Raw genomic sequence first — 19,225 nt, 5'->3', positions numbered from 1 at the left:
GTTCAATCCGGCGATCAGGCCGCCGCCTGCTTGCGGGTGTCGAAAACATGGTCGACGAGGCCCCAGTCCTTGGCCTCGCGCGCGGTCATGAAGAAATCGCGGTCGAGCGTGCGTTCGACTTCTTCATAGGTGCGTCCGCAATGCTGCGCGTAGAGCTCGGTCATGTGCCGCTTGGTGCGCAAAATGCCTTCGGCATGGCGCTGGATGTCGGAGGCTTGGCCCTGGAATCCGCCCAGGGGCTGATGCAGCACGATGCTGGCATTGGGCAGGGCGATGCGACGTCCCGGCGTTCCCGCCATCAGCAGGAACGAGGCCATCGAGGCGGCAAAGCCCATGCACACCGTCGACACCGGGCAGCTGACATATTGCATCGTGTCGTAGATGGCGAAGCCGCTGGTCACCACACCGCCCGGCGAGTTGATGTAGAGCGAGATCTCCTTGGCGGGATTGTCCGATTCCAGCGACAGAAGCTGGGCGCAGACCAGCGCCGACATGCCGTCATTGATCTCGCCGTTGACAAAAATGATGCGCTCGCGCAGCAGCCGCGAGAAAATGTCGAAGGCGCGTTCGCCGCGGCTCGATTGCTCGATTACCATCGGCACCAGATTGGCAAAGCCGCTCATCTCATTGTCTCCGTTCGGTTTTCTCTAGATCAAGCTGCGCGCAGCAACAGGCGCGGCGCGTTCGCGGCGATAGGTAGCGTGGGTTTCTCTGGGCGGAGCGAAAGCCGGCAACTGCCGCCCGCCATCGCAACGGCAGGCGTTGCCGCCTGGACGAAGCCGTCATGGACGATACGCAGGTGCGTACCGCCGGAAACGGTGCGGGAAAGTGTGAAGGTGACGATGCTGTCCAGCCCATTGGCATCACCGGTCTGCGACCGCTCGCGCCAGGAATAGCGCAGCAACCGCCCCGGCTCGGCATCGAGCACTTCGCACTCGATCGGCGCCTCCGGTCCGGCAAAGGCAAAGCGGGTGCCGGTTTCCGGCTTGATGTCGTTTGGCATCATCCACGCCGCCAACAGCTCCGGCACGGTCAGCGCCCGCCACACCTTTTCCGGTGCGTCCGGCAGATCGCATTCGAAGGCGAGGCTATCCTTGGCGGTCTGCGCCTGCTTTTCATCGGTCATTGGTCCATGTCCTTCAAAACGGCCTTCAGTCTTTCGATGCGCTCCGGCCAGAATGCGCGGTAGCGTTCGATCCAGCCGAGCAACGGCTCGAGCCCTTGCGGATCGGTGCGGTAGTACGCATTGCGGCCCGACCGCCTTTCGCTGACCAGGCCGGCGCCGCGCAGCACCGCCAGGTGCTGCGACACCGCCGGCTGCGACACGCTCATGCCGCTGCGCAACTCCGACACGCTCATCTCGCCGGCGGCAAGCCGTTCAAAGACGGCGCGCCGTGTCGGGTCGGCGAGGGCGCGAAAAATCTCTGCTTCGCTCATGGTAAAAGCATAAGTCGATACTTATCGATTTGGCAAGCGCTGTTTTATTCGCTCGCTGCAAGCCAGCGCCTCACCGGCGCAGCTGCCCCCTCGAACGTCGCTTCGAAGATTGGCGACGCCAACACGGCATGGATATGAAGCGTATCGGTGCCGGCATTTCGAAAGCCGTGTTGTCTCTGCGCTGGAATGAGGAGCGACTGTCCGGCAGTCAGCGTCACGTGGTCGTCATCGATCCACATTTCGGCGGTTCCGGCGATGACGCTCAGCACCTCCTCGACCGGGTGCCGATGTGACGGAGCCCCGACGCCCGGCTGAACCCATTGTTCGAACATGCAAAGCTGGCGGGCTCCATTGCTGGCGGAAACCTGCATGCGGGTCTCCACGCCGGCCCGCCATTGCTCGCGGGGCTGATCCAGATGCGCAATGACCTTCATTCGCCACAGCCTTTCGATCCCGCATGGTCGCAATTTCAGGCGCATACCCTACCTCTTGTTGGCGTTCCTTGACAGAAGGGGGCGGCAGGAATAGAACAAAAAAAGAACAAAAACCTTGTGGGAAAAGCCAGCCTTTGCAGGCATAGGCGGCTCGCAGGCTGTAAGGTGAGCGACTTGAAATTTGTTTCGGATGAGCGCGGAGAAGTGTCATGGCGGGTAGCGTCAACAAGGTCATTCTGGTCGGAAACCTCGGCGCGGACCCTGAAATCCGCCGCCTGAATTCGGGTGACCCGGTCGTCAACATCCGCATCGCCACGTCGGAAAGCTGGCGCGACAAGAATTCCGGCGAGCGCAAGGAAAAGACCGAGTGGCACAACGTCGTCATTTTCAATGACCAGATCGCCAAGGTCGCCGAACAATATCTAAAGAAGGGCATGAAGGTTTACGTCGAAGGCCAGTTGCAGACACGCAAATGGCAGGACCAGACCGGCGCCGACAAGTACACGACGGAAGTCGTGCTGCAGAAATTCCGCGGCGAGCTGCAGATGCTCGATTCACGCGGCGAGGGCGGCGGCCAGGTCGGCAACTATGCCGGTGGCAGCAGTGCGAGTCGTGGTTCGGATTTCGGTCAGTCGGGCCCCAATGAAAGCTTCAACCGAGGCGGTGGCGGCGGCGGTTCCAGAGGCGGCGGCGGTGGCGGCGGTTCGTCGCGCGAACTGGACGACGAAATCCCGTTCTGAGTATCAAGGCCACGTGAAGGCATTTGAGGAGAGGGCGCGATGTCGCTCGGACCGCTTCTGTCGGCGCCCCCTCCCATTCCATGGCACGCCTTCGCGGCCCTTGCCGCGCTGGCTATAGGCGGCGCCCAACTGGCGCTGCCGAAAGGTACAACGCGTCACCGCGCCTTCGGCTATATCTGGGCGGCGCTGATGCTGGTCATCGCCGCCTCCAGTTTCTGGATCCAGCAGATCCGCCTCGTCGGTCCGTTCAGCCCGATCCATATCTTGTCGATCCTGGTGCTGATCACCGTGCCGCTGGCGGTTTGGCATGCGCACAGGCATCGCGTCGCAAAGCATTGCAAAGTCATGATTTCACTCTATGTTTTTGCGCTGATCGGCGCCGGCGTGTTCACACTGCTGCCGGGGCGGATCATGCATGCGGTCGTGTTCGGCCAGTGACGCGTTCATCGAGCATGATCCCGAAAGGTGGAATCCGGTTTTCCGAAAAGATCATGCTCAAACAAAGAGATAGAGACCCTTCCCGATCCCATCGGGAGGGAACAGGCTCGGAAGGAAGATTGTCGTGAAAGCACGGATCAAATGGGTCGAAGAGCGCACCTTTGTCGGCGAGTCCGGCAGCGGCCACAAGGTCGTGCTGGGAACCGCCTTCGGTCCCGGAAGGCAAGACGCCAGGCCCGAGCCCGATGGAGCTGGTGCTGGTCGGCACCGGCGGTTGCTCGGCCTATGATGTCGTCCACATCCTCGAAAAAGGCCGCGAGGCGATCGAGGACTGCGTCGTCGAGCTCGACGCCGAGCGGGCCGAAACCGACCCAAAAGTCTTCACCCGCATCCACATGCATTTCATCGTCACGGGCCGAGCGCTGTCGCACGACAAGGTCCAGCGCGCGATCAACCTCTCGATCGAAAAATACTGCTCGGCCTCCGCCATGCTGGCCAAGACCGCCGTCATCACCCACGATTTTGAAGTCGTGGATACGGCGGTGAAGTAGGCAGCAGGGCCTGCGTTCACCCCGCCATCAGCGCCTTGATGCCATCCGCCACGAATTGCACCGCGAGCGCCGCCAGGATGACGCCGAGCAGGCGGGTGAGGATCGAGCGGCCTGTCTGGCCGAGGATGCGGTCGATGCGTTCCGACAGCACGAACACCAGATAGGTGATGGCGAGGCAGACGAAGATGATGCCGACCAGCGCCGCTTGTGCGGCAAACCCCTGAAACGAGCCGGACAGAAGCACGGTCGCCGAAATCGCGCCGGGACCGGCGATCAGCGGGATCGCCAGCGGGAAGGCGGCGATGTTGTGGATCATGTCCTTGGTGATGGCGACGTCGCCAATCTTTTCCTTGCGGTCCTGCCGGCGCTCGAACACCATTTCGAAGGCGATGAAGAACAAGAGGAACCCGCCGGCGACGCGGAAGGCCGGCAGCGTGATGCCGAACACCGACAGGATCGAGGCGCCGGCTACGGCAAACAGCGCCATCACCAGGAAGCCGATGATCGAGGCGCGCACCGAAACCTGCTGGCGCTCCTCGCGGTTCATGCCGCGTGTTACCGCCAGGAAGAGAGGTGCGAGACCAGGCGGGTCGATGGTCACCAGAATGGTGACGAAGGCGTTGAACAGGCTGTCGAAACTCGGCATCGCTGACCCCTCCCGCCGGGCCGGGCCCTGCGCCACCATAGTGGTAGAGCAAAGCCTGGTCGGTGGGAACCGTCAGGGATGGTGAAACTGTGCGTCGGCTTAGCCGTCAGCGCTGCAGCAGGCCTCCAGACGATAGCCGTCGGGATCGATGACGAATGCGGCATAGTAGTTGTCGCCATAGTCGGCACGCAGCCCCGGCGCACCATTGCTGCTGCCGCCTGCACGCAAGGCGCCGGCATGAAAGGCGTCGACGCTGCCCCTTGTCGGCGCGGCAAAGCAGAAATGCAGGCCGGACTTTTCGTCGGCCGCTACCGGTCGCGTCGCATCGTTCACCCAGAGTGCTATCGCCTCTGCGCCATAGCCTAGCGAACCTGGCGACTGGCTGAGGCAGGAATAACCGAGCGGCTTGAGTGCGGCGTCGTAGAAGGGCTTCGAAACGTTAGTGTCGCGGACACCAATCGAGACATGGTCAAGCATGTTTTTCACCTTTTTTACAATATGTTGCGTTGTCAGGATGTTGCGTGGTCAGCGACTCGGCGCGCCAGGAACTCGACCTCGAGCCGCCATGTCGCTCCATCGTCGTGCGAACGCTCGCCCAGCCAGCGGAAACTGTCCCTGGTGATCCGCGAAAAGCTCCAGCGGACCGAGGAACCGGTGCCGTCCGCGCCGACCTGCACAATCGTGTCGCCTTCGGCGCGACCAAGCTGGCGGCTGTAATACTGGTTACGCGGGTCGCTCCAGAAGATGTGCCAGGCGTCCTGGCCGGGATCGTAGGCCCGCAGTGTTGTGCCATAGAAAGTCCATTTGCCGAGCGACGGCGTGGGGCCGGCATCCCGCGCGGGCAGGATCCACACATCCTGGATCGCCCTGCCTTCCAGGACCCAGCCGAAATGCACCTCGCCGCGTCCGGTCAAAACCGTGCCGTCCTCGAGGTGGCGCGTGGCATCGAATGTCCAGGCGCCGACAAAGCGGCCGTAGAGATCCAGCTTTTCAGCCAGGTCAGGGTTGGGGCCGTCGCTGTGGAGGGCTTTTGTGAATGGATCGGTCATGCTGCTGCCTTCGTGGTGTCAGGAGGCTGCAACCGATAGGCCGGGGCGGGGTGTTGCGCTTGGGAAAAATTGCTATCTTTCAAGCCATGACGACGACTGAGCAAAGACTGGCTTCGGGGCCGGACTGGTATGTGTCCGACGTGGTGTGCACGGCCGGCGCCGGCGATCGGCCCTTCGAGGAAGAGCACCGCAGTGTCTGCATTGCCGCGGTTACGAGCGGCAGCTTCCGCTACCGCACCAGCCAGGGCGCCGCCATGCTGGCGCCAGGTGCCATCCTGCTCGGCAATGTCGGCGCCTGCTATGAATGCGGGCACGAGCACGGTGCCGGCGACCGTTGCCTGTCCTTCCACTTCGCTCCGGCCCATCTCGACCGCATCGCCAGCGACGTGGCTGGCACGAAGAAGCTGACGTTCGGGGTGCCGCATCTGCCGCCCTTGCCGGCGCTGGCGTCTCTGCTGGCCGAGGCCGAAGCGGCACGCGAGACGGCCGACATCGATGCCTTCGAGGAGCTTGGCCTGCGCATTGCCGCCGCGGCTCTTGCCGTCGGCGGTGCAGCACTTGCTGTCGCCAGTGAGGCCCCGCCTGCCGCTCGCCCGCCGAGCCGCCGCGACCAGAAACGGGTTGCCGAAGCGGTGCGGCAGATAGAACTCAATGCTGAACGGCCAGTCTCGCTTTCCGAGCTCGCCAGCTCGACGGCGACCAGCCCCTATCACTTCCTGCGCACCTTCCGGCAGGTCGCGGGCATGACGCCTTATCAGTTCCTGCTCAGAACCCGGCTGCACCGCGCTGCGGTGCGGCTGCGCATGTCGGATGAGCCGATCTCGGCAATTGCCTTCGAGGCCGGCTTCAATGACCTCTCCACATTCAATCGCCGTTTCCGGCGCGTCATGGGCGAGAAGCCGGGCGACTATCGCGGCCGCCGGTCAGGCAGCGTTTTGCCAAGCACCACCGGCACCATGTGACGTCCCAGGAAAGTACCGGTCTTCTCCGGACCTACGCCCGGATCATCCGGCCCTTCAGCTCCACCTCGCGCATGCCGACGGTGATTTGCGTCGGCCGCAGCTCCTGTACCGCGACAGGCCTCAGCAAGGGTTCCCGGCCGGTCGTTATGGTGTCTCGTCCTGTTGTCCGACAAGTTGCTTGTCCGGCGCCAGCGCCTTGATGGCGGCGTCGACACTGTGAAAGATCCTGTGCGGGCCGACGAGGTCGGCAATGCCGAAGCGCGCAAGGGCTGCCTGGGCGCGCAGCGATTCCAGCCGCGCGATTGCAAAGATCGCACCCGCCTTGCGGCAGTGGGCGATGGTGTCGATCAGTGCCTGCGCGGCGGTATAGTCGATCTCGGCAATGTTGCTGGCCTCCAGCACGACCAGTTTCACCCTGTCGCTTCTGGCATCGATCAGCTCGCAGACGCCGCGCTTGAAGCTGTCAGCATTGACGAAGGACAGCGGCGCCTGGAACGCCGCAACCAGCACGCCGGAGAGTTGCTCGCCTGCCGAAGGCGTGTTTGGCGGCCACCATACCGAGGTGCCGGGCACCTGTTCCAACTCGATTGCCTGCGTGCGTGTCGCGCTCCACAGACCGTGCAGCAGCGACAGGCCGATGCCGACCGCGACGCCGGTTTCGATCGGCAACACGACGATCGCCGTCATGGTGACCAGGATCAGCGCGAATTCGACCGGCGCCTGCCGGTAGACGCTGGCGAACACCCTCCAGCGCAAGATGTACTGGGCAACGAACATCAGCACGCCGGCAAGGGCGGCCTGCGGGACATCGGCAAGCAGGCCGCCACCAAAGGCGCCCAGCGCCAGCACAATAGTCGCGGCAATCAGGCCGGACACGTGCGAACGGCCGCCCGATTGAGCGGCGATTGCGGTGCGCGGCGGGCTGGCATTGACCGCAAAGGCGCCGAACAGGCCAGACAGGATGCTGCCGGCGCCGACGCCGACAAAATCCCGGTTGACGTCGTCGCCGGCAAAGGAGCGGCTGGTGGCCGCCGTCTGCACCATGACCACGATGGAGATCAGCAGGGCCAGCGGCAGCAGCGCCTGGGCATCGCTGAGACTGACCGTCGGCAGGCCGGCCTGCGGCAGGCCGTCGGGCAAGGCGCCAAGCACCTCGACGCCGCGCCCCTTCAGGCCGAAGACGGCGACCGCTGCAGTGGCCAGCACCATGCCGATCAAGGCGCCGGGGATGCGGGCGCTGATGCGCTCGGCAGCGAACACGATTGCAAACACGCCAAGGCCGATCGTCAGGCTCCAAGGGTTGGTGAGGTGCAGATTGCCGGCGATCTCACCGACGCGGCGCAACGTTTCACCACTTTCGGCAGGCAGACCGAGCAGTCCGGGCAATTGCGAAACAATTATATGGACGGCGATGCCGGCCAGGAATCCGGTGGTGACCGGCACCGATAACAGGTCGGCGATCCAGCCGAGCCGGAAGATTCCGCTCAAAGCCACCAGCAGGCCGACCATCAGCGCCAACATGGCCGCCAGTGCCAGATAATGCGCCGAGCCGGCAACGGCGATGAGCGCGAGCCCGCCGGCAAACAGCGGTGTGATGGTCGAATCCGCGCCGGACGACAGATGGCGGTTGGCGCCGAACATTGCAAAGGCCAGCGATCCTGCGACAAAGGCGAAGAAGCCGATCTCGGGCGCAAAGCCGCCAAGCCGCGCCGTCGCCATCTGTTCGGGGATGGCGATTGCCGCCAGCGTCAGGCCGGCGGCCAGATCGCCCTTGAGATCCCCGGGCCGCCAACCGCTCAGCGCTCGCAAAGGCAGCCACCGGTTCATCGTGCTTATGGCTCTTGGCTGGGAAAACGACCCATCGCAGGCTTTTGCCCTGATGGCGGCGAAATGGGCTATGGCCAAATCGTCGCAATCAGCGGTATCCATTTGAAATTACCACCGAAATTGTCGTTGGAAAAGTGCCGCGAATATTGGAGTTTCAGGCTGGCTTCCTATATAAGCGGTCAGTGATTCCCGATTAGATTGTGATCCGATTTGACCGACCAAAAAACACCGCGCGGCGCCGACGGCGGCCCCACCGGCATCGAGCCGATCTCCATCATCGAGGAGATGCAGAGCTCCTATCTTTCCTACGCCATGAGCGTGATCGTCAGCCGTGCGCTGCCGGACGTTCGCGACGGCCTGAAGCCGGTGCATCGCCGCATTCTCTATGCCGCGCATGAGAGCGGCTACCACTGGAACCGCAAATATGTGAAGTCGGCCCGCCCGGTCGCCGACGTGATGGGTAAATACCATCCTCATGGCGACGCCTCGATCTATGACGCCTTGGTGCGCATGGCGCAGGACTGGTCGCTGCGCGTGCCGCTGATCGACGGGCAGGGCAATTTCGGCTCCATCGACGGCGATCCGCCGGCGGCCATGCGCTACACCGAATCGCGCCTGACCAAGGTCGCGCATGAACTCCTGGAGGACATCGACAAGGAAACCGTCGATTTCCAGGAAACATATGATGCCTCCGACACCGAGCCGAAGGTTCTGCCGGCCCGCTTCCCAAACCTTCTGGTCAACGGTTCGGGCGGCATTGCCGTCGGCATGGCAACCAATATTCCGCCGCACAATCTGGCCGAAGTCTGTAACGGCGCCATCGCCATCATCGACAATCCGGCGATCGACCTGCCGGCGCTGATGGAGATCATTCCGGGTCCCGATTTCCCGACCGGCGGCATCGTGCTTGGCCGTTCCGGCATCTACAGCGCCTATGCGACGGGGCGCGGCTCCATCGTCATGCGCGGTAAGGTCAATGTCGAACAGCGCGGCAATGACCGTGAATCGATCATCATCACCGAGGTTCCCTATCAGGTGAACAAGGCCTCGATGATCGAAAAAATGGCCGAGCTAGTGCGCGACAAGCGCATCGAGGGCATTTCCGACATCCGCGACGAGAGCGATCGTCAGGGCTACCGCGTCGTCATCGAACTGAAGCGCGACGCTGTCGCCGACGTCATTCTCAACCAGCTTTACCGCTTCACGCCGCTGCAGACGTCTTTCGGCGCCAATATGGTGGCGCTGAACGGCGGCAAGCCGGAAGTGATGACGCTGACCGACATGCTGAAGGCATTTGTCGTCTTCCGCGAAGAGGTGATTAGCCGGCGAACGAAATTCCTGTTGCGCAAGGCGCGCGACCGCGCCCACGTCCTGGTCGGTCTCGCCATTGCCGTCGCCAATATCGACGAAGTGATCAAGCTGATCCGCACCGCGCCCGATCCGCAGACGGCGCGCGAACAGTTGATGGAGCGGCGCTGGCCCGCCGGCGACGTCGAATCGCTGATCCTTCTGATCGACGATCCGCGTCATCGCATCAACGAGGACGGCACCTACAATCTCTCCGAGGAACAGGCGCGCGCAATCCTCGAACTGCGCCTGCAGCGCCTGACGGCGCTCGGCCGCGACGAGATCGCCGACGAGTTGAACACGATCGGTGCCGAAATCGTTGATTACCTTGATATTTTGTCGTCTCGCGCGCGCATCCAGCAAATCGTCAAGGATGAGCTCGCCGCCGTGCGCGACGAGTTCGGCACGCCACGCCGCACCGAACTCACCGACGGCGGCGCCGACATGGAAGACGAGGACCTGATCCAGCGTGAGGACATGGTCGTTACCGTCAGCCATTCCGGCTACATCAAGCGCGTGCCGCTGTCGCTCTACCGGGCGCAGCGCCGTGGCGGCAAGGGCCGCTCCGGCATGTCGACCAAGGAAGAGGATTTCGTCACTCGGCTGTTCGTGGCCAACACGCATACGCCGGTGCTGTTCTTCTCCTCGCGCGGCATCGTCTACAAGGAGAAGGTCTGGCGCCTGCCGATCGGCAATCCGCAGTCGCGCGGCAAGGCGCTGATCAACATGCTGCCGCTGGAGCAGGGCGAGCGCATCACCACCATCATGCCGCTGCCGGAGGACGAGACCAGCTGGGGCGAGCTCGACGTAATGTTCGCCACCACGCGCGGCACCGTGCGCCGCAACAAGCTGTCCGACTTTGTCCAGGTCAACCGCAACGGCAAGATCGCCATGAAGCTGGAGGAGGACGGCGACGAGATCCTCGGCGTCGAGACCTGCACCGACAATGACGACGTGCTTTTGACGGCGAACTCCGGCCAGTGCATCCGCTTCTCCGTCGGCGACGTGCGCGTCTTCCAGAGCCGCAATTCCGTCGGCGTGCGCGGCATAAGCATGGCCGAGACCGACCGCATCATCTCCATGTCGGTGATCGAGCATGTCGATGCTTCACCGGCGGAGCGCGCCGCTTATCTCAAGCGGGCTGCGGCGGAGCGGCGGCTCGAGACGGCCGGCGAGGACGAAGAAATCGCGCTGACCAATGAGGAGATCGGCGAGGAGACGGAGCTTTCCGACGAGCGCTACGAACTCCTCAAGGCGCATGAGCAGTATGTGCTGACGGTAACCGAATATGGTTACGGCAAGCGCTCTTCGTCCTACGATTTCCGCCTGACCGGGCGCGGCGGCAAGGGCATCCGCGCCACCGACGTGTCGAAAACTGCCGAAATAGGCCAGCTGGTGGCGACGTTCCCGGTCGGCAATGACGACCAGATCATGCTGGTTTCGGACGGCGGCACGGTCATCCGGGTGCCGGTCAACGGCATCCGTTTCGCCAGCCGCGCAACCAAGGGCGTGACCATCTTCAACACCGCCGAAGGCGAGAAGGTGGTTTCGGTCGAGCGGATCTCTGAGCCTCAGTCGGACGAGGATGTCGAAGAAAATGGCGAGGGCGAGGCCGGTCCGGATGCCTCGGATGCTGCGCCCGAATAGGCTTTGGATACAACAACGCCGGCCCCATGGGCCGGCGCAATCAAGAAATAGCAATAAAATCAGTGGTGACGGTGGGGCCAGCGGGCGCCGAAGCCTTCGAAGCGCTTGGTCCGGACACGGATGCGCTCTGCCTCCTGATGCAGCCCGAATGCGGTTGCGATCAGCATGGCGACGGTCATTGCGGTGGCGAGCATGTAGATCAGCATGTGCGTGTTCTCCTGCGCCTTACAACGGTTAGATGGGGTTTTGGTTTCATCTTCTGAAGTGCAAACTAGCGAACGCTGCGTGAAGTCTTCGTGATCAAGGCATTCATCTGTCGTTCATGTCTGCGAAAAGGTTCACGCAGATGTTCCCAATCGCATTTGCCTTCCGTCCAATGCCCCGCTAGAAGCCTGCCATGACCGAACGCACCGCCCTGTATGCCGGCTCCTTCGACCCGCTGACCAACGGACACCTCGACGTCCTGAAGGCATCATTGGCTGTCGCCGACACGGTTTATGCGGCGATCGGCACCCATCCCGGCAAGACGCCGCTGTTTTCCTTCGAGGAACGAGTGCAGCTGATCGAGGCTGCGACGAAGGCCGAATTCGGCCGTGACGGCGGTCGCATCAAGGTCGTCGCCTTCGACGGGCTGGTCATCGATGCCGCCCGCAAGCACGGCGCCTCGATCATGATCCGCGGCCTGCGCGACGGCACCGACCTCGACTACGAGATGCAGATGGCCGGTATGAACGAGACCATGGCGCCGGAGCTGCAGACGGTTTTTCTGCCCGCCAGCCCATCAGTCAGAACCATTACCGCCACACTTGTGCGCCAGATAGCTTCGATGGGCGGCGACATCCGTCCCTTCGTGCCGGCCGCGGTTGCCGGCGCGCTCACCGCAAAATTCAAGAAATAATCGTTCGGAGATCCCTATGCAGCTGAAGAAGCTCGCCTCGTTCCTCGTCGTGCTTGCCGGTCTCGTCACCGCATCGGTGTCGGGCTATGCCGCCGAGGCGGAAAACACCATGATCATCACGTTGAAGGATGGCGACGTCACCATCGCGCTGCGGCCCGATCTGGCGCCCAAGCATGTTGCCCAGATCAAGAAGCTGGTGCGCGAAGGCGCTTACGACAATGTCGCCTTCCACCGCGTTATCGACGGCTTCATGGCGCAAACCGGCGACGTCAAGTTCGGCAACATGAAGAAGGGGTTCAGCCCCGAGGCCGTCGGCACCGGCGGCTCCGAGCTGCCTGATCTGCCCGCAGAATTCTCGCAGAGTGAGCATTACAAGCGTGGCACGCTCGGCATGGCCCGCTCGCAGGATCCGAACTCCGCCAATTCGCAGTTCTTCATCATGTTCGCGCCGGCGCCGAACCTCGACGGTCAGTACACCATCGTCGGCAATGTCGTCAGCGGCATGGAACTGGTCGATCACATCAAGAAGGGCGATGAGGCCGACAATGGCACGGTCGGCGACCCCGACCGCATGATCAAGGTCCGCATCGCGGCCGACAAGTAATCTGTCAAATCAATCTGTTTTTCTGAGATAAAGGATATCCGACATGGCTGAGATCAAGGACCGCGAGAACGCGCTCATCATGGAAACGACCAAGGGCAAGGTCGTCATCGAACTGCTCCCCGAACTGGCCCCCGGCCACGTCGCCCGCATCAAGGAACTGGCGCGCGAAGGCGCCTATGACGGCGTGGTCTTCCACCGCGTCATCGAAGGCTTCATGGCGCAGACCGGCGACGTCAAGTTCGGCAATTCGTCGAAGCCGACTTTTGCCCCCTCCCGCGCGGGCATGGGCGGGTCGGAAAAGCCGGACCTGAAGGCCGAGTTCTCCAACGCCAACCACGGCCGCGGCACCTGCTCGATGGCGCGTTCGCAGAACCCGAACTCGGCCAACTCGCAGTTCTTCATCTGCTTCGACGATGCCGCCTTCCTCAACCGCCAGTACACGGTCTGGGGCCAGGTCATCGAAGGCATGGACAATGTCGACAAGATCAAGCGCGGCGAGCCGGTGGTCGATCCCGACAAGATCGTGTCGCTGAAGGTTGCGGCCGACGTCAAGTAAGGGCTGATAACGATGATGGGCGTGGTCTGGTCGCTGCTCGGCATCCTGTCCGGCGCGTTCATCGCCATTCAGGCGCCGATCAATTCGCAGCTGGCGCGCGGCCTGGGTCTCCCGGTCGCGGCGGCTGCGTTTTCGTTCCTGTCGGGTGCGATCGTGCTTGGTATCATCTCTGTTGCGGTCGTACGGCTGCAGGCCATCTCGCTCGACTGGAAGGCGCCGGCGCCCTGGCTGTTCGTCGCCGGCGGCATGCTCGGCGGCTTCTATGTCACGCTATCGACCATCTTGACGCCGCGCATCGGGGCGGCCGCCCTGATGGCGTTCCTGGTTGCCGGTCAGCTGCTGGCCGGCATGCTGATCGACCGCGTCGGCTTCCTCGGCGTGGCGGTGCGCGAGATATCGCTCGGCCGCGTCGCCGGCGCGGTGCTGCTCTTGGTCGGAGCGCTGCTCGTCCGGCTTTACTGATGCGCGTCGACCTCTTCGACTTCGACCTGCCGGAGGAGCGCATCGCGCTTCGCCCGGCGGAGCCTCGCGACAGCGCAAAAATGCTGGTGGTCAGGCCGGGTGAAGACCTTTCGGACCGTTCGGTGCGCGACTTGCCGTCCTTGCTCAGGGCCGGCGACGTGCTGGTCTTCAACGACACCAAGGTGATCCCGGCGCAGTTGAAAGGCATCAGGCGGCGCGGCGAAGCGCAGGCGCAGGTCGAAGCCACGCTTCACATGCGCATGACGCCGGACCGCTGGCTGGCCTTCATGCGGCCGGGCAAGCGCATCGCCGCCGGCGACCGCATTCATTTTGGCCATGACGGCAATTCCTGCTTCCTCGGCCAACTCGACGCAACGGTCATCGAGAAGGGCGAGGCCGGTGAGGCGCTGCTTGGCTTCGACCTGTCCGGCCCGTTTCTCGACGAAGCGCTGCGCGCCGTCGGCCACATCCCGTTGCCGCCCTATATTGCCTCCAAGCGCGATGACGACGCGCGCGACCTCACCGACTACCAGACCATCTATGCCAAGGAGGAAGGCGCTGTCGCAGCGCCCACCGCCGGGCTGCATTTCACGCCAGAGCTGTTTGCCTCGCTTGACGCCAAAGGCATCGAACGCCGCTTCGTCACCTTGCATGTCGGCGCCGGCACCTTCCTGCCGGTCAAGGCGGACGATACCGCCGACCACAAGATGCATGCCGAGACCGGCTCAGTCAGCCAGGCAACAGCCGAGGCGCTCAATGCCGCCAGGGCGAGGGGCGGGCGCATCATCGCCGTCGGCACCACCTCGTTGCGCCTCCTGGAGAGCGCGGCGCGTGAGGACGGTACCCTGGCCGCATGGTCCGGCCCGACCGACATCTTCATCACGCCCGGCTATCGCTTTCGCACCGCCGACCTGCTGATGACCAATTTCCATCTGCCGCGCTCGACGCTGTTCATGCTGGTTTCAGCCTTCAGCGGCCTCGATACAATGCGCGCTGCCTATGCGCATGCCATCGGGAACAGCTACAGATTCTATTCCTACGGAGATGCAAGCCTGCTGTATCGAGCGGAGATGAGCGATGGACGATGACCTGCAAGCCTTTGACCGAGAAAGCCTGATTGCCGAAGTGAAGAAATTGCGTGCCGGCATCCGCGCGCACCGCGACACGACGGGCCATGATCTCTGCTGGCACCATCCCGATCTCTGGGATCTGCTGCCGGAAAAGACCGACACATCGATTGCCGTTCCGCCGTGGCCAAAATTCATGCGCGGCTGCATTCAGTACCGCCAGTCGCTCGACAGACAGGCGCCAGACGCACCTGTCCATGACAAGGAATTCAATGGCTAAGCCGTTTACTTTCAAGGTCCTCGCAACCGACGGCAAGGCACGGCGCGGCGTCATCAACATGCCGCGCGGCGAAATCCGCACGCCGGCCTTCATGCCTGTCGGCACCGGTGGCACGGTCAAGGCCATGTATATGGACCAGGTGCGCGGCGTCGGCGCCGACATTATCCTTGGCAACACCTACCATCTGATGCTGCGGCCCGGCGCCGAGCGCGTGGCGCGGCTTGGCGGTCTGCATGAGTTCGCCCGTTGGCCGCAACCGATCTTGACCGACAGCGGCGGCTTTCAGGTGATGTCGCTGTCGAAGCTGCGGAAACTGACCGAAAAGGGCGTCACTTTCCGCTCCCATATTGACGGTGCTGCCTACGAGATGTCACCGGAGCGCTCGATCGAGATTCAGGGACTGCTCGATTCCGACATCCAGATGCAGCTCGACGAATGCACGGCGCTGCCGGCCGAGTTGAAGGAAATCGAGCGTGCCATGGAGCTGTCGCTGCGCTGGGCCGAGCGCTGCAAGACGGCGTTCGGCGACCAGCCGGGCAAGGCGATGTTCGGCATCGTCCAGGGTGGCGACAACGCAGCACTCAGGATGCGCTCGGCCCAGGCACTGAGCGCTATGGAGCTGAAGGGCTATGCCGTCGGCGGCCTCGCCGTCGGCGAGCCGCAGGCGGTGATGCTGGAGATGCTCGAGATCACCTGTCCGGAACTGCCTGACAACAAGCCTAGATATCTCATGGGCGTCGGCACGCCGGACGACATCGTGAAATCGGTAGCGCGCGGCATCGACATGTTCGACTGCGTCATGCCGACCCGCGCCGGCCGCCACGGCCTCGCCTACACCAGGCGCGGCAAGGTCAATCTCAGGAATGCCCGCCACGCTGACGATCCGCGCCCGCTCGACGAGGAGAGCGACTGCCCGGCAGCGCGGGACTATTCCCGCGCCTATCTGCATCATCTCGTGCGCTCGCAGGAGGCGTTGGGGGCGATGCTTTTGACCTGGAACAACTTGTCCTACTATCAGAAGCTGATGCAGGATATTCGCGCCGCCATCGAAGCGCAGGCTTTTGAGGCGCGCACGGCCGAGATTTCCGAGGGATGGACGAGGGGCGATATTCCGGCCATCTGAGCGGGGTTAGGTGCTCAGTGAATTTGACGCCCGCAAGCTGCAGCCGGTGATCTGAAAGCTGCCATCAGGCTGCTGCTGGAGTGTATAGACCGCCTCATAATCCTTGCCGTCAGGCCCGACGATCAGCACCTGCTGGATGATCGAACCGGGGCCGGTCTGCTCGACCTTGCCGAAGGAATAGCTTTGTGGCTGACGCACCGGCGCGTAGCCGTTGGTCACCATGTTCATGAAGGCGTCGACGGTCGGGAAAATCTGCTTCACGTTTGGAGCAGCGAAGCTGTACGCCTTGGCGCCGTCATTGGCGATGAGCGCCTTCAACTGACCATCGATGACGGCCTGGCCGGCTTTGACTTCGGCGTCACCGGCGCGGACTGCCGAGACGAGCAGGACTGACGCGAACAGCAACGAAACGACTGCGAATGCGATGCGGCGCATGGCCTGTCTCCATTGTCCCCCAACAAAACCTGTCCCAGGACGCATTGTACCATACGCTTGGCGTGGCCTCACGGTTTCAGCAACCGCAAATATTCGCTACGCAAGGGCCGCAAGATCATGCTTAAGCATCCTTTAAGGCGGGGCGCGCATTGTAGGGGACTGGTGGGGACCCGTTCGCGCAACCAGGGACGAACCATGTCTGGAGAGCCGATTGACCGGCGCCTTTTTCTGAAAGGCGCGGCTAGCTTTGCAGCTCTGGCTCCCTTGCCCGCTTGGGCAGCCACCGGGCCGACTGTCACTGAAATCGCCTTCGATCCGGCCATTCCAGCGCTCGGCAATCCCGATGGCGACGTCACCATCGCTGAATTCGTCGACTATCAGCGCCCGATCTGCAAACTCGTCTTCGTCGAGTTGAAGAAGCTGATGGAAGAGGGCCGCGGCATCCGGCTGGTGATGAAGGACTGGCCGATCTTCGGCGACGTCTCGCGCGATGCGGCGCGTGTGGCTCTGCTGAGCGGCGAACATTATGCCGCCGCGGTCGATGCGCTGATGACCAACCAGCGCGGGCTCTCCGAACGCCGCACCAACGATATCCTGGCTTCGGTCGGCGTCGATGTGGCGATGGTGCGGGCCGATCTCGCCGTCCGAGAGCCCGACATTGACGCCGCGCTTTTGCGCACCGACAGCCAGGCGACGGCTTTCAAGCTGCGCGGCACGCCGGCTCTGGTCATCGGCGGCAGCCTCTATCGGCGCGGCTTGCCGGTGTCCGAACTCAGGCAGGCTGTTGCCAAGGCACGTTCGGCCTGATGCTTGAAAGCCGGGCGGCAGTCTGCCACAACGGCCGCTTGTTTGCGGAAGCTTGATCGGGACCGGCAATGAAGACGTTTTTCGTGCAGATAAAGTGCGACCTGGGCAAGTCCTATGAGGTTGCCAGCGCGCTCGCCGATGCCGAGATCGCCTCGGAAATCTACTCGACCGCCGGCAATTACGACCTGCTCGCCAAATTCTATGTCGACGACGAGGAAGATGTCGGCCACTTCGTCAACGAGAAGGTGCAGCATCTTCCCGGAATCAAGGACACCTTCACGGTCGTCACTTTCCGCGCTTTCTAAAGCCACATCAGGCACTTGCCCGGCGACGAGGCAAAGCCTGATTACGCGCCGGTTTCGACTGCCTGAATTTTGGGCAGTTGCGACATACTGATCACCGGCATTCTCCAAATCGCCGATTGCGCTTGATTTTCTCCGTCGAGGCCAGTGAAATGGTCTCACAGGGGAGTATGCGATTGGCAGCGTTCGATGAAATGCTTCCGGAAGTTTCCGGATTGAGAAAACCATATACGGCTTACGACCGCTGGCTGAAGGAGCAGGACCCGGCCAGGCTTACCGAAAAGATGCAGGATGCCGAGCGCGTCTTCCGCAAGACCGGCATTACCTTTGCCGTCTATGGCGAGCAGGAAGCCTCCGAGCGGCTGATCCCTTTCGATATCGTTCCGCGCATCATCTCGGGCAATGAGTGGCGAAGGCTGACGCAAGGCATAGAGCAGCGCGTGCAGGCGCTGAACGCTTTCCTCGACGACATCTACCATCGCCAGGAGATCCTGCGCGCCGGCCGTGTGCCCAGGGAGCTCATCGCCAGGAACGAGGCATTCCTGCCGGAAATGATCGGGGTCAGGCCGCCGGCCGGCGTCTACACCCACATCATCGGTGTCGATATCGTGCGCATCTCTGAGAACGAGTTCTATGTGCTGGAGGACAATGCGCGCACGCCGTCGGGCGTCTCCTACATGCTGGAGAACCGCGAGACGATGATGCAGCTCTTCCCCGAGCTGTTCCAGCAGATCAAGGTGCGGCCGGTGGAGAACTATCCGCAGCTCTTGCGCCAGTCGCTGGCCGCGGTCCGGCCGCAAAGCACCAAGGGCGCGCCGACCATTGCCGTGCTGACGCCGGGCAGCTTCAACTCCGCCTATTTCGAACATGCCTTCCTGGCTGACCAGATGGGCGTGCAGCTGGTCGAAGGCCAGGACCTGCGCGTCGTCGACGGCCATGTCGCCATGCGCACGACCGAAGGCTACAAGCAGATCGACGTGCTTTACCGGCGTGTCGACGATTCGTTCCTCGACCCGCTGACCTTTAGGCCCGACTCGGCCCTTGGCGTGCCCGGCATCATGGATGTCTACCGCGCCGGCAACATCACCATCGCCAATGCGCCGGGCACCGGCATCGCCGACGACAAGGCGATCTATTCCTACATGCCCGAGATCGTCGAATTCTACACCGGCCGCAAGGCCATCCTCGGCAACATCCCGACCTGGCGCTGCTCGGAAGCCGACAGCCTGAAATACGTGCTCGAACATATCGACGAGCTGGTGATCAAGGAAGTCCACGGCTCCGGCGGCTACGGCATGCTTGTCGGGCCGGCGGCGACCAAGAAGGAATGCCAGGATTTCGCCAAGAAACTCGCGGCAAAACCGTCGAACTACATTGCCCAGCCGACGCTGGCGCTGTCGACCTGCCCGATCCTGACTGAAAAAGGCCTGTCGCCGCGCCATGTCGACTTGCGGCCTTATGTGCTGGTCTCCGACCGCATCCAGATTGTGCCCGGCGGGTTGACGCGGGTGGCGCTGAAGGAGGGGTCGCTGGTGGTCAATTCCTCGCAGGGCGGCGGGACGAAGGATACGTGGGTACTCGATGACTGAGCTTGGGCAGGGGGACGCACCAAT

General features: G+C 62.9%; 24 protein-coding genes and 1 pseudogene. 15 read left to right on the top strand and 10 right to left on the bottom strand.

The genetic code is table 11. The features are described 5' to 3' along the window. Positions 1-14: 14 nt before the first annotated feature. The 4 genes from ACWGTI_RS10675 to ACWGTI_RS10660 are packed head-to-tail and all read right to left on the bottom strand — an operon-like array spanning position 15 to position 1,916. Positions 15-623, bottom strand: a complete 609-nt coding sequence (locus tag ACWGTI_RS10675; protein ID WP_454587076.1) for an ATP-dependent Clp protease proteolytic subunit — start codon at positions 621-623, stop codon at positions 15-17. A 29-nt stretch (positions 624-652) separates the two neighbouring features. Next, complete coding sequence (locus ACWGTI_RS10670) at positions 653-1,126, bottom strand: SRPBCC family protein (RefSeq protein WP_454587075.1); 474 nt, start codon at positions 1,124-1,126, stop codon at positions 653-655. After that, positions 1,123-1,437, bottom strand: a complete 315-nt coding sequence (locus ACWGTI_RS10665) for an ArsR/SmtB family transcription factor (RefSeq protein ID WP_454587074.1) — start codon at positions 1,435-1,437, stop codon at positions 1,123-1,125. Before ACWGTI_RS10665 ends, ACWGTI_RS10670 begins: the two co-directional genes overlap by 4 nt. Before the next feature lie 44 nt (positions 1,438-1,481). Next, a complete protein-coding gene (locus tag ACWGTI_RS10660; protein ID WP_454587073.1) occupies positions 1,482-1,916 on the bottom strand; it encodes a cupin domain-containing protein in 435 nt (144 codons plus the stop codon). 164 nt (positions 1,917-2,080) lie between these two features. On the opposite strand from ACWGTI_RS10660, the gene ssb reads away from it, so the two are divergent. From ssb to ACWGTI_RS10645, 3 genes and pseudogenes are all read left to right on the top strand, one after another. Beyond that, on the top strand, positions 2,081-2,611 hold the full coding sequence (gene ssb, locus ACWGTI_RS10655) for a single-stranded DNA-binding protein (protein WP_454587072.1): 531 nt from the start codon (positions 2,081-2,083) through the stop codon (positions 2,609-2,611). A gap of 39 nt (positions 2,612-2,650) precedes the next feature. Then, positions 2,651-3,049 (top strand): DUF2306 domain-containing protein, encoded by a 399-nt coding sequence (locus ACWGTI_RS10650; RefSeq protein WP_454587071.1) that lies wholly within the window; start codon positions 2,651-2,653, stop codon positions 3,047-3,049. Positions 3,050-3,173: 124 nt separating this feature from the next. Next, a pseudogene (locus ACWGTI_RS10645) lies at positions 3,174-3,600 on the top strand (OsmC family protein). Between the two features lie 16 nt (positions 3,601-3,616). Here the strand turns inward: ACWGTI_RS10645 and ACWGTI_RS10640 are convergent. The 3 genes from ACWGTI_RS10640 to ACWGTI_RS10630 all read right to left on the bottom strand — a co-directional run bounded on the left by ACWGTI_RS10640 (position 3,617) and on the right by ACWGTI_RS10630 (position 5,295). Then, entirely contained in the window at positions 3,617-4,246 is a 630-nt protein-coding gene (locus ACWGTI_RS10640; protein ID WP_023670949.1) for a MarC family protein, read from the bottom strand. A 99-nt stretch (positions 4,247-4,345) separates the two neighbouring features. Further along, complete coding sequence (locus ACWGTI_RS10635) at positions 4,346-4,723, bottom strand: VOC family protein (RefSeq protein WP_454587070.1); 378 nt, start codon at positions 4,721-4,723, stop codon at positions 4,346-4,348. Between the two features lie 32 nt (positions 4,724-4,755). Next, positions 4,756-5,295: a hypothetical protein gene (locus ACWGTI_RS10630; protein ID WP_454587069.1), complete on the bottom strand. Its 540-nt coding sequence runs from the start codon at positions 5,293-5,295 to the stop codon at positions 4,756-4,758. Positions 5,296-5,381: 86 nt separating this feature from the next. On the opposite strand from ACWGTI_RS10630, the gene ACWGTI_RS10625 reads away from it, so the two are divergent. Further along, on the top strand, positions 5,382-6,257 hold the full coding sequence (locus ACWGTI_RS10625) for a helix-turn-helix transcriptional regulator (protein WP_454587068.1): 876 nt from the start codon (positions 5,382-5,384) through the stop codon (positions 6,255-6,257). A gap of 144 nt (positions 6,258-6,401) precedes the next feature. Here the strand turns inward: ACWGTI_RS10625 and ACWGTI_RS10620 are convergent, their stop codons facing one another. After that, a complete protein-coding gene (locus ACWGTI_RS10620; RefSeq protein ID WP_454587067.1) occupies positions 6,402-8,084 on the bottom strand; it encodes a SulP family inorganic anion transporter in 1,683 nt (560 codons plus the stop codon). Positions 8,085-8,294: 210 nt separating this feature from the next. Between ACWGTI_RS10620 and gyrA the strand changes: the two genes are divergently transcribed. Further along, entirely contained in the window at positions 8,295-11,078 is a 2,784-nt protein-coding gene (gene gyrA, locus ACWGTI_RS10615; RefSeq protein ID WP_454587066.1) for a DNA gyrase subunit A, read from the top strand. Positions 11,079-11,137: 59 nt separating this feature from the next. Here gyrA and ACWGTI_RS10610 read toward each other — a convergent pair whose 3' ends face one another. Continuing rightward, complete coding sequence (locus ACWGTI_RS10610) at positions 11,138-11,284, bottom strand: hypothetical protein (RefSeq protein WP_352586861.1); 147 nt, start codon at positions 11,282-11,284, stop codon at positions 11,138-11,140. A gap of 191 nt (positions 11,285-11,475) precedes the next feature. Here ACWGTI_RS10610 and coaD point away from each other — a divergent pair, with 191 nt between their 5' ends. Genes coaD through tgt form a run of 7 tightly spaced genes read left to right on the top strand, consistent with a single transcriptional unit; the run spans position 11,476 to position 16,068 of the window. Beyond that, a complete protein-coding gene (gene coaD, locus ACWGTI_RS10605; protein ID WP_454587065.1) occupies positions 11,476-11,976 on the top strand; it encodes a pantetheine-phosphate adenylyltransferase in 501 nt (166 codons plus the stop codon). Positions 11,977-11,992: 16 nt separating this feature from the next. Then, positions 11,993-12,580 carry a peptidylprolyl isomerase gene (locus tag ACWGTI_RS10600; RefSeq protein ID WP_454587064.1) on the top strand — a complete coding sequence of 196 codons (588 nt, stop codon included), beginning with the start codon at positions 11,993-11,995 and terminating at the stop codon, positions 12,578-12,580. 43 nt (positions 12,581-12,623) lie between these two features. Next, positions 12,624-13,136, top strand: coding sequence for a peptidylprolyl isomerase (locus tag ACWGTI_RS10595; protein WP_454587063.1), 513 nt, complete (start codon positions 12,624-12,626; stop codon positions 13,134-13,136). A gap of 12 nt (positions 13,137-13,148) precedes the next feature. After that, the gene (locus ACWGTI_RS10590) at positions 13,149-13,598 is read left to right on the top strand and encodes a DMT family transporter (protein ID WP_454587062.1); all 450 of its coding nucleotides are present in this window, start codon (positions 13,149-13,151) and stop codon (positions 13,596-13,598) included. Beyond that, positions 13,598-14,686: a tRNA preQ1(34) S-adenosylmethionine ribosyltransferase-isomerase QueA gene (gene queA / locus ACWGTI_RS10585; protein ID WP_454587061.1), complete on the top strand. Its 1,089-nt coding sequence runs from the start codon at positions 13,598-13,600 to the stop codon at positions 14,684-14,686. Before ACWGTI_RS10590 ends, queA begins: the two co-directional genes overlap by 1 nt. Continuing rightward, positions 14,676-14,945, top strand: coding sequence for a hypothetical protein (locus ACWGTI_RS10580; protein ID WP_454587060.1), 270 nt, complete (start codon positions 14,676-14,678; stop codon positions 14,943-14,945). The genes queA and ACWGTI_RS10580 overlap by 11 nt, the downstream gene beginning before the upstream one ends. Further along, complete coding sequence (gene tgt, locus ACWGTI_RS10575) at positions 14,938-16,068, top strand: tRNA guanosine(34) transglycosylase Tgt (protein ID WP_454587059.1); 1,131 nt, start codon at positions 14,938-14,940, stop codon at positions 16,066-16,068. Before ACWGTI_RS10580 ends, tgt begins: the two co-directional genes overlap by 8 nt. Before the next feature lie 6 nt (positions 16,069-16,074). Here the strand turns inward: tgt and ACWGTI_RS10570 are convergent, their stop codons facing one another. Continuing rightward, a complete protein-coding gene (locus ACWGTI_RS10570; protein ID WP_454574957.1) occupies positions 16,075-16,503 on the bottom strand; it encodes a DUF4864 domain-containing protein in 429 nt (142 codons plus the stop codon). 264 nt (positions 16,504-16,767) lie between these two features. Between ACWGTI_RS10570 and ACWGTI_RS10565 the strand changes: the two genes are divergently transcribed. The 3 genes from ACWGTI_RS10565 to ACWGTI_RS10555 all read left to right on the top strand — a co-directional run bounded on the left by ACWGTI_RS10565 (position 16,768) and on the right by ACWGTI_RS10555 (position 19,201). Next, entirely contained in the window at positions 16,768-17,310 is a 543-nt protein-coding gene (locus ACWGTI_RS10565) for a DsbA family protein (protein ID WP_454587058.1), read from the top strand. Between the two features lie 68 nt (positions 17,311-17,378). Next, the gene (locus ACWGTI_RS10560) at positions 17,379-17,615 is read left to right on the top strand and encodes an Lrp/AsnC ligand binding domain-containing protein (protein WP_112561551.1); all 237 of its coding nucleotides are present in this window, start codon (positions 17,379-17,381) and stop codon (positions 17,613-17,615) included. 173 nt (positions 17,616-17,788) lie between these two features. Next, the gene (locus tag ACWGTI_RS10555; RefSeq protein ID WP_454587057.1) at positions 17,789-19,201 is read left to right on the top strand and encodes a circularly permuted type 2 ATP-grasp protein; all 1,413 of its coding nucleotides are present in this window, start codon (positions 17,789-17,791) and stop codon (positions 19,199-19,201) included. Positions 19,202-19,225 lie beyond the last annotated feature (24 nt).

Source organism: Mesorhizobium sp. ArgA1 (assembly GCF_053714375.1).
This window is presented reverse-complemented; position numbering and strand designations above follow the sequence as displayed.